10 protein-coding genes and 1 pseudogene are annotated in these 14,623 nt (G+C 44.6%); all 11 read left to right on the top strand.

Features of this window, described 5'->3' with window-relative positions; all coding sequences use genetic code 11:
- The first annotated feature begins 96 nt into the window (after positions 1-96).
- Positions 97-3,645 (top strand): annotated as a pseudogene (gene smc / locus JKY90_09820) (chromosome segregation protein SMC).
- Between the two features lie 12 nt (positions 3,646-3,657).
- Complete coding sequence (gene zipA, locus JKY90_09825) at positions 3,658-4,551, top strand: cell division protein ZipA (GenBank protein ID MBL4852552.1); 894 nt, start codon at positions 3,658-3,660, stop codon at positions 4,549-4,551.
- A 54-nt stretch (positions 4,552-4,605) separates the two neighbouring features.
- The gene (ligA, locus tag JKY90_09830; GenBank protein MBL4852553.1) at positions 4,606-6,654 is read left to right on the top strand and encodes an NAD-dependent DNA ligase LigA; all 2,049 of its coding nucleotides are present in this window, start codon (positions 4,606-4,608) and stop codon (positions 6,652-6,654) included.
- A 158-nt stretch (positions 6,655-6,812) separates the two neighbouring features.
- The gene (locus JKY90_09835) at positions 6,813-7,250 is read left to right on the top strand and encodes an Rsd/AlgQ family anti-sigma factor (protein MBL4852554.1); all 438 of its coding nucleotides are present in this window, start codon (positions 6,813-6,815) and stop codon (positions 7,248-7,250) included.
- A gap of 322 nt (positions 7,251-7,572) precedes the next feature.
- Complete coding sequence (gene relA, locus JKY90_09840) at positions 7,573-9,798, top strand: GTP diphosphokinase (GenBank protein ID MBL4852555.1); 2,226 nt, start codon at positions 7,573-7,575, stop codon at positions 9,796-9,798.
- A 265-nt stretch (positions 9,799-10,063) separates the two neighbouring features.
- The gene (locus tag JKY90_09845; protein MBL4852556.1) at positions 10,064-10,933 is read left to right on the top strand and encodes a DMT family transporter; all 870 of its coding nucleotides are present in this window, start codon (positions 10,064-10,066) and stop codon (positions 10,931-10,933) included.
- 68 nt (positions 10,934-11,001) lie between these two features.
- Complete coding sequence (locus JKY90_09850; GenBank protein ID MBL4852557.1) at positions 11,002-11,940, top strand: SPFH/Band 7/PHB domain protein; 939 nt, start codon at positions 11,002-11,004, stop codon at positions 11,938-11,940.
- On the top strand, positions 11,933-12,373 hold the full coding sequence (locus JKY90_09855) for an NfeD family protein (GenBank protein MBL4852558.1): 441 nt from the start codon (positions 11,933-11,935) through the stop codon (positions 12,371-12,373). The genes JKY90_09850 and JKY90_09855 overlap by 8 nt, the downstream gene beginning before the upstream one ends.
- Positions 12,374-12,420: 47 nt before the next feature.
- Positions 12,421-13,281: a formyltetrahydrofolate deformylase gene (purU, locus tag JKY90_09860; GenBank protein ID MBL4852559.1), complete on the top strand. Its 861-nt coding sequence runs from the start codon at positions 12,421-12,423 to the stop codon at positions 13,279-13,281.
- A gap of 75 nt (positions 13,282-13,356) precedes the next feature.
- On the top strand, positions 13,357-14,082 hold the full coding sequence (locus JKY90_09865) for a DUF3750 domain-containing protein (protein MBL4852560.1): 726 nt from the start codon (positions 13,357-13,359) through the stop codon (positions 14,080-14,082).
- The gene (locus tag JKY90_09870; protein ID MBL4852561.1) at positions 14,072-14,623 is read left to right on the top strand and encodes a hypoxanthine-guanine phosphoribosyltransferase; all 552 of its coding nucleotides are present in this window, start codon (positions 14,072-14,074) and stop codon (positions 14,621-14,623) included. Before JKY90_09865 ends, JKY90_09870 begins: the two co-directional genes overlap by 11 nt.

Genomic DNA, 14,623 nt, shown 5'->3' on the forward strand with positions numbered 1-14,623 from the left:
CAAATGATGCACGTTTGTGAAGCTTTCAAGTGCGCAGAGTGTTGGGACAACGACAGAGCCTGGTATGCAAAGGTCTCTCTATAAAATAGAAGTGTAATGCGCCTAAAAAAAATTAAACTTGCTGGATTTAAATCCTTCGTTGATCCCACCAGCGTTGCCATGCCCGGCGACCTCGTCGGTGTGGTTGGCCCTAACGGCTGTGGGAAATCCAATATTATCGATGCCGTACGTTGGGTGATGGGCGAAAGCTCAGCCAAACACCTACGCGGCGAATCGATGACCGATGTTATTTTTAACGGATCGAACACCCGTAAACCCGTTGGCCAAGCATCGGTTGAGCTGATCTTTGATAATAGCGATGGCGGTGCCGGTGGGCAGTATGCCTCGTATAGTGAAATTTCGATAAGGCGTTTGTTGACGCGAGAAAGCCAATCGACCTATTTTCTCAATGGTACACGTTGCCGTCGCCGTGACGTCACCGATATTTTTATGGGCACAGGGCTGGGTCCACGTAGCTACGCCATTATTGAACAGGGCATGATCTCACGCCTGATTGAAGCCAAGCCCGACGAGTTGCGCCATTTATTAGAAGAAGCCGCAGGTATTTCAAAATACAAAGAGCGACGCCGCGAAACCGAAACCCGCTTACGCCATACACATGAAAACCTCAGTCGCTTAAACGACATTCGTGAGGAAATTGCTAAGCGCATTGACGTACTGGATCGTCAAGCCAAAGCTGCCGAACAATATAAAATCTTACAACAAGAATCGCGAGAATTGAAAGCACAGGCGCTGGTGTTACGTTGGCAGACCCTGCAAGTGGATGTCGATAAACAACAAATTAGCTTGCGTGAAGATGAAAATAAGCTAGAGCAGCACCAAGCTGAATTGCGCAATGTTGAGACCGGCCTTGAAAAACAACGCCAGCAGAGAACACAAGACGATACGCGTTTAAACACCGTGCAAGCACAATTTTATGGCTTGGGTGCTGATATAGCCCGCCTTGAAGAGTCCATTAACGGCGCTAAAGAGAAAAAAACGCAGCAACAATCTGAACTGGAAAGTGCCGATAACGCCTGGGCTCATGCCAATGCACATATTGGGCAAGATAACACTAAGGTCACCGAGTTACAGCAAAGCTTGGCTGAAAATGAACCCCGCCTGCAACAATTCAATGAAAGTGAACAAAACAATATTACTGCATTAGCGGCATTAGAAGCCTTGATGCAGGTTTGGCAAGATGAGTGGAATGCGTTAACAGCAAAATCGGCTGAACAGCATCGTGTTGCAGAAGTGGAACGCGAGCGCGGTCATCACCTTGAGCAACGTCGCAATCAATTAACACAACAAAACGAAAGCCTTGATAGCGAGATTGCTGATATTAATTTGGCTAATGATGAAACTGAAATAGAAGGCTTAGAAACAACCACTATAGCAATTAGCGATAAGCTTGGCACAGCACGCGTAAGCCTCGAACAATACGCTAAAACGCTGAGTGAGCAGCGCCAAAAACAATCATCCGTTGAGCAAGATCTGGAACAAAAACGTGGTCAACGCCAGCAGCTAACCCATGAACTAGCCTCATTACAAGGTTTACAACAAGCCGCACTCGGAGGCCAACAAGAACAAGTAAGTGACTGGCTGGCGCAAAGTGGTCTTACGCAAGCTAAACGCTTGGCTAATATTGTTGAAGTTGACGAAGGTTGGGAACAAGCGGTTGAGTCAGTGCTCGATTTTCATTTGCAAGCCGTGTGTGTGGATGACTTAAACGTACATGCACAAGTATTAGACAAGCTTGAACAAGGCGAACTCGAATTGTTGAGTTTGGCTGGTGTCGCATCAACGGCGCGCGATGCATCCTCATTAAATAATCCGGCATTTGACGATCTGGCGACGATGGCGGCAAAAGTGAGAGCGCCTGAAGCCATAGTAAACATATTGGCACGCGTTTATATTTGCCACACTATTGACGAAGCCTTGTCGATTCGCGCCAAGTTGGCAGAAGGCGAGTCGGTGGTAACACAAGCTGGTGTTTGGTTCAGTACATCGTGGGTACGTGTGCTTAAATCGAGCAATGAGGCGGCTGGAGTCATTGCTCGCGAAAAAATTATTCAACACCTACAGGTTCAATCATCATCTTTAGATGAGGCGATAGATACGCAAAAAAATGCATTAACCGCACTTGCCGAAGAGATTGGCGGTACCGAAAAAGCCAGAGAATTACTGCAAGCAGAACTGGCCGAAGTGTCTTCTAAACATGCAGCACTGCGTGAGCAGCTGAGTGCTAAAAAAGCCTATCTTACACAGCGTCGTTCACGATTTGAGAAGATGCAAAGTCAACTTATAGAAGTGCATTCAGGCTTGGAAACCACAGAAAATGAATTAGCTAATGTACAGTTACGTCTACGTGATGTGACGGGCGAGACTGAGCAGGTTGATATTAATCGCAATAGCCTTAGTCAACAGCGCGATGGCCATGTCTCACAGTTAGGTAGTTTACGTGCTGAGTCACAGAGCAATCGCGATGCCAAACACCAATTAGCACTTAATGTTGAGTCAATGCGTACTCAACTGCGTTTGACTGAGCAAAGTTTGCAGCGTATGACTGAACAGCTACAAACAATCACTGCACGGCGTGAACAATTACAATTAGTGCTAACGACTGTCGATGAGCCTATCGAAAAGCTTGTGGCTGATTTAGAACAAAAACTTGAACAGCGGCTGGAAATTGAATCATCACTTAACCAGGCGCGCGATACGGTAGCAGCGCTTGATAATGAATTGATGTCACTTGATAAGCGGCGTCATGAAAGCGATGGAAAAATCGAAAAGGTGCGCCTACGGTTGGAGTCTGCGCGTGTCCACATGGGTGAGCTAAAAGTACGTTCTGACACCATCGTTGAACAGGTCGAAGAAGGTGGCTACAAAGTTGCAGCGGTGGTTGAGAACCTGCCTGAAGATGCAGAGGATCAAATTTGGCAGCAGCGTCTCGAAAAAATTGATATCAAAATACGGCGCTTGGAACCCGTTAATCTGGCGGCTATTGATGAATATAAATCAGAGGCTGAGCGAAAGGCCTATCTTGATGCACAGTTTGACGACCTTACCGAAGCGATGGCAACGTTAGAAGAAGCTATTGGTAAGATTGATGGTGAAACCCGCCTGCGTTTTAAAGAGACTTTTGACAAGGTCAACAGTGGTATTAAAGAAAAATTTCCGCGTCTCTTTGGTGGTGGCGAAGCGTATCTTGAAATGACCGGAACCGATTTACTTGATACGGGTATTACCGTTATGGCACGTCCACCGGGCAAGCGTAATAGCACTATCCAATTACTTTCAGGTGGTGAAAAAGCATTGACAGCAGTAGCGATGGTGTTTGCCATATTTGACTTGACGCCAGCGCCATTCTGTATGCTCGACGAGGTTGATGCGCCGCTTGATGATGCGAATGTAGGCCGTTTTTGTGAACTTGTCCGCGAGATGTCGAAGCGTGTACAGTTTATTTTTGTTAGCCATAACAAAATTACTATGGAACTTGCCGATCAATTACTTGGTGTTACGATGAATGAGCCAGGTGTGTCACGTTTAGTCGCTGTTGATATTGATGCGGCAGTTGCCATGACGGATAGTCGTGCAGCAGGGTAGAGGTGCTCTGACATGTTAACGACCATTATCTTGTGTGTCTTGGGGTTGGCTCTAATCTTCGTTGGCGCTTATCTTTGGTATCGACGCCATATTGAAGATGAGACGAGTTTTGGCCATGACGATGTGCGTTGGGAACAAATTGATACTGATGATGAGACATTGGTTGAAAAAGCGGTATCGGAGCTAGATCAGCTAACAGCAACGCACTCCCCCTCGAGAGAGGACAAATTTGAATCTCAAAGACATGCTGACACGCCTGAACTTGGCGCAAAAGTGATAGACGATTGCGTTGATGAAGAACTCAACCAACTGGGTCAATTAATGCGTGAGCATGATGAAACCAGTGGCCTAGATAGTAAACCTAGTACGGATCATTCATCGACTGTTAGCGAACTACAAGCGTTACAAGTTAAAACGATAACAAAATCGACACTAGGCGAAGACCCTGAAATGGTTATCAGTGTTCATGTTGTTGCCAAAGCAGGCCGTGAATTTCATGGCGATCAATTACTGGAAGTGTTTAATCAACTTGGCTTACAGCACGGTGACCGCGATATCTTTCATTTTTATGACGCTGAGCAAGATGACAGACCCATTCGATTTAGTGTAGCCAATATGATGAAACCTGGTACTTTTGATTTGAAGGCTATGGATAGCATAAAGACAAGTGGTATTACGTTATTTATGCTGTTGCCGGGTCAGAATAATACTGTACAGACATTTGAGGGTCTGTTTGATACGGGCCAGATATTGGCGCGACGTTTGGGCGGTGAGCTACGTGATAGCCAGCGTAGTACATTGACGACCCAAGGCGTCAATTTGATTAAAGAGTCTATCCATCGTTTTTACAGCCGACGGAAGATGTCCTCTAAGGGCGTGTCACAGCAAGGCCAGCTTAAGCTCTGATTCTTGTAATCTCTTGCGATATTTTTTGTCTCTTGCCTTCTTTGTTTTCCTCTTATGAGCGTAGACCCTAAAATCACCAAGCGAGTCAACACGCTACGCGAAAAAATTAATGACCATAACTATCGTTATTACACGCTTGACGATCCACAAGTGCCAGATGCTGAATATGATCGCCTAATGAGGGAGCTGTATCAGCTTGAAGAAGAACACCCAAATCTAATCGTAACGAGTTCACCCACTCAGCGTGTTGGTGCAACGCCGCTTAGCGCTTTTTGCCAAATCAAACACGAGCAGCCAATGTTGTCGCTTGGCAATGCCTTTACTGATGATGAAGTAAGGAGTTTTGATCAACGTATTCGTGATCGATTACATAGTGATAAAATTGAATACGTTGCTGAAGCCAAGCTCGACGGCTTAGCCATTAGTTTATTGTATGAAAAGGGTAAATTAATGCGTGCGGCAACACGTGGTGATGGCACAACGGGTGAAGATGTTACCCATAATGTAAGAACGATTGATGCAATACCCTTACTATTACGCGGCAGTGATTTCCCTGAACGGTTGGAAGTTCGCGGCGAAATATTTATGACTAAAGTAGGTTTCGCTAAACTTAATAAGCTGCAAGACAAAAAAAATGAAAAGCACTTTGTTAATCCACGTAACGCGGCGGCAGGAAGTCTTCGCCAGCTAGACCCAAGGATTACGGCACAGCGCCCCTTATCATTTTATTGTTATGCGGTGGGTATAGTTGAACAAAGTCACAAAGGTACGTGGCCGCAAGGGCATTATCAACTTTTACAGGTGCTTCGAGGCTGGGGTTTGCCAGTACAAAATGAGATGCAGTTGTTTGACGATATGACACCTTGCCTTGCGTTTTATCAAGATATACTTGCTAAGCGTAATAATTTGCCACATGACATTGATGGTGTCGTATATAAAGTAAATGATGTATCGCAACAGCAGACATTGGGTGCTATCTCGCGTGAACCGCGTTGGGCTATTGCACATAAATTTCCTGCACAGGAAGAGTTAAGTAAAATTATTGGTATTGATATTCAGGTTGGCCGTACCGGTATATTGACACCGGTAGCACGTTTAGAACCGGTATTTGTTGGTGGCGTTACGGTGACAAATGCCAGTCTGCATAACGAGTCTGAGGTATTACGCAAAGATGTCCGTGTGGGAGATACGGTTATTGTACGGCGTGCAGGAGATGTCATTCCTGAAGTTGTCAGTGTCGTACTAAATCAACGGCCAAAAGATACGACAGTGTTTGTAATGCCCGATTGTTGTCCTGTTTGCCAGTCAAAAGTGACGAAAGAAAAGACCATTAGCGGTAGTATCCCGAGGGCACGTTGTAGTGGCGGTTTAATTTGTCATGCACAACGAAAAGAGCAATTTAAACATTTTGTCTCACGCCAAGCCATGGATATTGAGGGTCTGGGCTCAAAACTGATTGAGCAATTGATTGGTCAAGACCAAGTGAGCACAGTAGCCGATTTGTATCAGCTTAAGCGTGAAGTGCTGAGTGGTTTAGAGCGTATGGCTGAAAAGTCAGCAGATAATGTCCTGACAGCTCTAGCAAAGAGCAAGGCAACAACTCTGCCTCGTTTTCTCTTCGCTTTGGGTATTCGTGAGGTGGGCATTACCACTGCACAGAGTTTAGCTAATCATTTTGGTTCATTGGACGTGATAATGAAGGCTGATTTTGATGCCTTGATTGAGGTATCTGACGTTGGCCCTGTCGTTGCTAAGCATATACGCGATTTTTTTAATGACGGACGTAATCGTGATGTCATACAACAGCTTATCGGTGTAGGCTTAACATGGCCAGATGTTGTGGTGAGTGTCAATAATACCGGGTTACCCTTATCGGGTGAGGTGTATGTACTGACAGGCAATTTATCGACGATGTCGCGTGATGTAGCCAAACAACAGTTACAAAGATTAGGAGCCAAAGTGAGTGGCAGTGTTTCTGCTAAAACAACCGTTGTTGTGACAGGAGACAAGGCAGGTTCTAAGCTCCGCAGAGCCAAAGAATTGGGTATCAAGGTGCTGAATGAAACTGAGTTTATCACCTTGCTTGCGGATTATTCGACATAAAGCCAAATTCTGCTGCTTTTCAATAACGTAGTTTAAAGTTGGCACGACAATTGTATTAGTACGTATCAAGGGTGGGAGGAAGAGCGATTCCGGCAAGAATTTGACGCGCTCATCATGACCCGCAGTAAACAGTTGTAATAACAATAAAGGTACTGCTAATGGAAAACGAACGCCGTTTGGTGACACATAGCTCTATTGATGCTCTTGTTATAACCCGTACTCAACTACTCTCTTTATATAATGAAATCGCAGTGCACCCACCGCAGGTTGGTGATACAACAGTCCCTGCATTATTACAGCGGTTTTGCGAATCACTGATTGATTATACTGCCACTGCTCACTTTAAGTTATACCAATACTTTGATGAAAAACGAGAGCGCCGTAGAGCAGTTCTCGATGTTGCAGAAAAAGCCTTTCCGCGCATTTCTCAATGCACGGATAGTATTCTCAAATTTAACGATAAATATGATCATCCCGAGATAATTCATGACGATGATAAGCTTGCCAACCTAAAAACAGATTTATCTAATTTAGGTGAAACATTGGCTGACCGTATAGAGCTAGAAGATAAAGTGATTAGTGCAATGGTGAGTTAATTTATCAGATAAATTTAGTTATGTATGTTAATCTAAAGGGCATTAATTAAGGATTTATTCTTGCGAATAGATGACTTATTTCACCTGTAATTAGATAAATAAATGCGATTTACGGATATTAGATCGACATCATGGTGTCGGTGTAATGTTTGAAAAATACTTGTTATTAAAGATAACCACGTCATTGCCAAAATTCATTGGCAAGTATTTTCACTGAACCAAGCTGAGCCAACACGTATACGTTTCAATGACAATTAATTGTCGCAATCAGTAAAACGCGATGTTATTGTTGTCATAAGATACCTTATGCGATGTTTTTAATGTGGTACAGGCAGCCGAAATACACCCAATAGAAAGTAGTGATAGCGGCCTTGATGTCGAGACGTGGTTGCACAGTTTGGCAGCTGAATACAGCCCGCAGGAAATCGATATTATTCGTCGCGCCAGTGATCTGGCGCAACACGCCCACAGTGACCAAACCCGTGCATCGGGTGAACCCTACTTTCAGCATGTACTTGCTGCCGCCAATATCCTGGTTAGTCTTCGCATAGATCATGAGGCGATAGCTGCCGCCTTATTGCACGATGTTGCTGAAGATACCAGCACCACCCTGAAAGATATTAAAACGCAGTTCGGCGCCACCATTGCCAGTTTGGTCGATGGTGTGACCAAGATGGATGTTATCGATTCCTTACCTGGTCACGATCCCGCCATGCTCAAAGAGCATGCACAAGCAGAAAGCCTGCGTAAAATGTTGTTGGCCATGGCCGAAGATGTGCGCGTGGTATTAATCAAGCTGGCTGATCGTTTGCATAATATGCGAACACTGTCCTGTCTGCGCCCACAAAAACAAAAACGTATTGCCAGAGAAACCTTGGATATTTTTGCTCCCCTAGCCAACCGGCTGGGTATTTGGCAATTAAAATGGGAGCTTGAAGACCTCTCATTTCGCTATCTTGAACCAGACACCTACAAACGTATTGCAAAAATGCTGGAGATGCGTCGTGTTGAGCGGCAAGACTATCTTGATTCGTTTAAGCAGCATTTAGAAGGGCGATTGCAAGAGGCCAACATTACCGCAAACATCGTTGCACGACCCAAACATATCTATAGCATTTGGAAAAAAATGCAACGCAAGAATCTCGATTATCACGAGCTCTACGATGTATTAGGAGTGCGAGTTTTAGTGAAGGATATGGCGCAATGCTATACCGTGCTCGGTATTGTGCATGCCGAATGGAACTATATCCGTGGCGAATTTGATGACTATATTGCCACACCCAAAGAAAATAATTACCAATCATTGCATACCGCCGTAATCGGGCCTGAAGGGCACACAGTTGAAGTACAGATTCGTACTCATGATATGCATGCCCACGCTGAACATGGCGTGGCCTCACATTGGGCCTATAAAGAAGGTGCTGCACATGACGGTGCCTTCGAAGATAAATTACAATGGATGCGGCAATTGCTCGAATGGAAAGAAGAAGTTTCCGATGCCAGTGATTTTGTCGATCGCTTTAAATCAGAAATCCATATTGATCGTGTCTATGTTATTACTCCTCAGGGCAAGATTGTTGATTTAGAGCTTGGCGCGACCCCGGTTGATTTTGCTTATCACATCCATACTGAAGTCGGCCACCGTTGTCGTGGTGCCAAAGTGAATCAACACATGGTACCTCTGACACATACCTTGGCGACGGGAGACTATGTTGAGATTTTAACGGTCAAGCGTGGCGGCCCCAGTCGTGATTGGTTAAACCCGCACCAAGGTTATGTTAAGACGGCGCGCGCGCGCAGTAAAATTCAACATTGGTTACGCCTGCAAGATTTTGAGCAAAATCTTGCAGCAGGCAAACAATCAGTCGAGCGAGAATTGGATCGACTCGGTTTAGATCAAGTTAACACGCAAAAACTAGCCGAGCAGTTTAATTGTACTAAGGTCGATAGTTTTTATGCCGCAGTGGGGCGTAATGAAATCAAGTTGGGGCAGATCGTACGAACAGCAGAACGATTATTAAAGCGAAAAACCGTTGAGACTTCCCTTGAACTTGCAAAGCCAACTGCGCCACCTAAATTACGTGAAACAGGGGACATTAATGTTCAGGGTGTCGGTAACTTAATGACCCATCTGGCACGCTGTTGCAAACCCATACCCAGAGAACCAATCGGTGGTTATATCACCCGTGGCGTTGGTGTCAGTATCCATAGGCGTGATTGTAAAAACTATCTGCGCTTGAGTGCCGAATCACAACAGCGTTTAATCGAAGTGTCATGGGGTCTTGATCCAGACCAGGAATATAAAGACTACAGTGTTGATATAGAAGTGATGGCCTACGACCGTCAGGGGCTACTGCACGATGTGACCTCAGTCTTTGCCAATAACCGAGTTAATTTAATTGCCGCCAATACCTTGTCAGACAAAAATAGCAATCAAGCAAAAATGCGTTTAACTATCGAAATTAATAATATCGACGACCTCAGTCGCGTCCTGGCTAAAATCTCGCAACTATCCAACGTTGTCAGCGTCCGCCGTATCAGTGCTTAGTTTGTTCAACTGTTTCCCCCCATTAAAGTTAATAAGAAATCACATTAATAACTCTATCTAATAGATAGATAAATTTATCTGTCTATCTGTCAATAAACCTTATGCACTAAGATATTTTCACCATGCTTGATGGCAAAATACTCTTAATATAACTGAAGTCGCTACATCAGGTGTCTCCCCTTAAAGCGCTATATAGACGCATATTAATGTACGGATACGTTGAACATGTGGCTGATTTTTTTGTTTAGATACGTATACTAGCTATGTGGCTAGTAGCAGAGTATTTTTACTAACAGCAGTCGCGTTGATTGCGTTTGCAGCGAATTCGGTACTGTGCCGTTTGGCTCTGGACGCTTACGCTACAGATCCAGCTGGCTTTTCTGTGTTGCGTTTGGCATCGGGTGCTGGCGCTTTATTGTTGATTGTTTCTTTCCTGAATCGTTCTGAAAGCCGTTCTATAAAATGGGTGCTGCGTGCTGGTGAATGGCGCGCATCGGTCTTTCTTGCGATTTATGTGCTCGGTTTTTCTTTTGCCTATATCACGCTTGATGCAGGGATAGGCGCCTTAATTCTTTTCTCCACAGTACAGTTAACAATGGTATTGGCGGCACTGTACCAAGGTGAACGCCCGAGTATTATCGAGTGGCTGGGGTGGTTGCTGGCGATAGTGGGGTTTGTTGTGCTGGTTACGCCAGGTGCTAGCGCGCCGTCACTGTTGGGGCTATCACTCATGGTGATTGCAGGTGTTGCGTGGGCTGGGTATACCTTACGTGGCCGTGGCGAGACGCAGCCCTTGTTGGCGACAGCAGGTAATTTCGTATTGGCGACAGGGATGGTGATTCTTCCGTGTTTATTCTTGCTTGAGTTCGAGCATTTATCGTGGCAAGGCGTGGCACTGGCTTTGGTGTCGGGTGTGATTGCTTCAGGTGCAGGCTATGCTATTTGGTATGCAGTATTGCCCTATATGACTACGGTGCGTGCTGCCTTAGTGCAGTTAAGTGTGCCGGTACTTGCAGCAGTGGGTGGTGTATCATTTATCGATGAACCTATTTCAGCTCGGTTTATGCTGTCATGTGTGTTGGTACTCAGTGGTATCGCGCTGGCAATCGGCTATAAAAGTTCCAGTAAAGCTTGAATAAAGAAAGTTAAGCTATTAAATAATAAAGAAATTATTGTTAACACAACAACAAGGTAGGTGTTGAGATGAATATAGGACTAGAGTCATTTGTCATTGCTATTGTCATATTGGCGGTGGTGATTTTATTTGCTGGCGTTAAGTCTGTCAGACAAGGCATGGAGTATACCGTTGAGCGCTTTGGTCGTTATACCAGGACATTGGAGCCGGGGCTGCATTTTATTGTGCCGTTTATCGATAAGATTGGCGCCAAGATGAACATGATGGAGACAGTGCTTGATGTACAGTCGCAGGAGGTGATCACTAAAGATAACGCCATGATCAGTGCCGACGGCATCGTTTTCTTTCAAATACTGGACGCCGCTAAAGCAGCGTATGAAGTCAATAACCTGCAACGTGCGATTTTAAACCTGACCATGACCAATATTCGTACCGTCATGGGATCCATGGATCTTGATGAACTGTTATCACAACGTGACAAGATTAATGCGCGATTATTAGGCGTTGTTGATGATGCCACCACACCCTGGGGTGTCAAGGTCACGCGTATTGAGATTAAGGATATTCAACCACCGCGCGATCTTGTGGAGGCCTTGTCACGGCAAATGAAGGCGGAGCGAGAAAAGCGTGCGACAATCCTTGAAGCAGAGGGCATTAAACAGTCTGAAATTCTGAAAGCCGATGGTGAGAAGCGCGCAACGATTCTTGAGGCTGAAGGGCGTAAAGAAGCCGCCTTTCGTGATGCCGAAGCACGTGAGCGTTCTGCTGAAGCCGAAGCCAAGGCAACGACCATGGTGTCTAATGCGATTGAGGCGGGTGATATCAATGCGATCAACTATTTTGTTGCCAACAACTACATCGGCGCCTTGGAGAAAATCGCTAGTGCACCGAACCAGAAACTGGTGTTTATGCCACTTGAAGCATCGAGCGTGATTGGCGCCATTGGTGGTATCACTGAATTGGCCAAGTCAGCGATGTCGAAACAACAGGATAAAAACAATGCTTGAACAGGTAGATTTTTGGCACTGGTGGATATTCGCTGTTGCGCTGTTAATCATTGAAGCTTTGGCGCCGGGTGCCTTCTTTTTATGGATGGGAATCTCTGCTGCCATTGTTGGCGTTATATTATTCTTCATTCCTGATATGGCACCCTCGATTCAATGGATAATTTTTGCAGTGTTGTCAGTAGCAACTATTGTGGTCTGGCGTATGCGCTTAAAAAACAAGCCAACGGAAACGGATCATCCCACGCTTAATCGCCGTAGTGCACAGTATGTCGGTCGTGTGTTCACCTTAGATGAACCGATTATCAATGGCAGTGGCAAAGTCACCGTCGATGATTCAACATGGAAAATACAAGGGGATGACTGCGAGGCAGGAACTAAAGTGAAAGTGACCGATGTTGACGGCGTTATTTTGCACGTCAACAGACTTGATTAAGCTTAGTTAATCATTGCACGTAATGCACGTAATAATTAAGTGAGATAATGCGTTTAATTCTACTGTTTTCCTGTTTAGACAAGCCCGGGTTGGTTGCTCAACTATCCAGTTTTGTTTATGAGCATGGTGGCAATATCCATAGTCTGGATGAGCATGTAAACAGCCATTTAGACGGTGGCGAGAGTCATTTTTTTATTCGAATCGAGTGGAGTGTCACAGAGCCGCAATATACGTTAACTAAACTTGAAAGCGCATTTTCAGTGTTGGTAAAAGATTGTAATGCAACGTGGAAAATTAGAGATAAAGACAAGAAATTACGTATAGCAATTTTTGTTTCGAAATATGATCATTGTTTACGCGAAATTTTATGGCGTCACCAGGCAGGGGAGCTTGCTGTAGAAATCCCTTTGATCATTTCAAATCATAATGATTTATCTGATATTGCTACTCAACACGGCATTGCATTTCGGGTTTTTCCAATGAACCGCGAAATGAAGCTAGAGCAAGAAAACAAAGAATGTGAGTTGCTTGATAGTCATAATATCGACACCGTGGTGTTAGCGAGGTATATGCAGGTATTGTCACCTGAGTTTGTCCAACGATATAAAAACCAGATAATCAATATTCATCATTCATTTCTACCCGCATTTATTGGTAGTGACCCCTACAAACAGGCTTATGAACGTGGCGTTAAAATAATTGGCGCAACCAGTCATTATGTGACTTCTGACCTGGATGAAGGCCCTATTATAGAGCAAGATATTGCCCGAATTAGTCATCGTGAATCACGCGAGGATTTGATTCGCAAGGGACGTGATGTTGAGCGCCTTGTCTTGATTAGGGCATTAGAAGCACATTGTAATCACCGTGTTTTAGTAAGTGGCTGTAAGACGATTGTGTTTAGTTAAGGAACTTCTAGTGTGTCATGAAACACGGATTTTATTGAGGAGTACGGTGTCAAAAAAATTCTTATACTAATTAGTTTGTTATTTATACTGCCAATTGTTGTAGCGTTTACGGGTAATCTATACGCAGACAGTAATACTAAAAAAATCAGTCACGTCCCCATCAATATCGATGATACAGCCATCCAGATTTATGCGGCACGTACTTGGGGCTTAAAAAAATTTATCGCAGTACACACCTGGCTTGCGTTAAAACACCCGGGTGATAATGAATTCACGCGTTATGAAATTTTTGGTTGGGCTAAATATCATAACAAAGAGGTTTTAATGATTCATCAAGGTGATCATGACGTGCCATGGTACGGTAACGAGCCAACGATTCTGGTTGATATTCGCGGCCAACAGGCGCAAGAATTAATTGGCCAGGTCGAGCAGGCGATTAGTGATTATCCTTTTCGTGATGACTATACAACTTGGCCTGGCCCAAACAGTAATACGTTTACCGCATTTATTGGTCGCCAGGTACCCGAATTAAAACTCGACCTTCCTTCGACAGCGATTGGTAAGGATTACCGTGAACTTAATGAAATAGTTTCGCGCTCCGCCAGTGGTGGTGTTCAGTTTAGTTTGTGGGGCTTGCTTAGCGTGTCTACTGGAATAGAAGAAGGTCTTGAGCTGAATCTACTTGGGCTTAATGTTGAGCTTGATTTCTTTGATTTTGCTATTGAGTTGCCAGGCATAGGTCGCATTGGTGCACCGCAGACCAAGCATAATTCCAGCGAGACGTCGTACGATGAAGCCTAGTATGAAAGAAATAAATCGTATTATGGATGAAGCAGATTTAATCTATCCGTATGTAAAAATCGATGGGGCGATGACACGTATGGCAAGCGAAATTAATAACAAGCTTGCTGGCAGCAACCCCGTAGTGATTTCTTTACTTAAAGGTGGCTTGGTATTGTCTGGCCAATTATTACCACGCTTAGATTTCCCCCTACAGCTTGATTATGTTCATGCAACACGTTATCGAGACAAAACAGAGGGAGGCTCTTTGCATTGGATGGCGCGGCCCTCTATGCCTATCAAAGACAGAATGGTTTTATTATTAGATGATATTTTTGATGAAGGGCATACTTTAACGGCTATTCGTGACTATTGCCTGGCGACTGGTGCCAGGGAAGTTCAGACAGCAGTGCTGCTTGATAAGCGGCATGATCGCAAGGCCAATTTAACCGTAGACTATATTGGTTTAACGGTACCAGACCGTTATGTCTTTGGTTTTGGTATGGATTACAAAGGCTATTTACGTAATGCTAATGGCATTTATGCAGTGAAAGGACAGTGA

The sequence above is a fragment of the Gammaproteobacteria bacterium genome, assembly GCA_016765075.1.
GTDB lineage: Bacteria > Pseudomonadota > Gammaproteobacteria.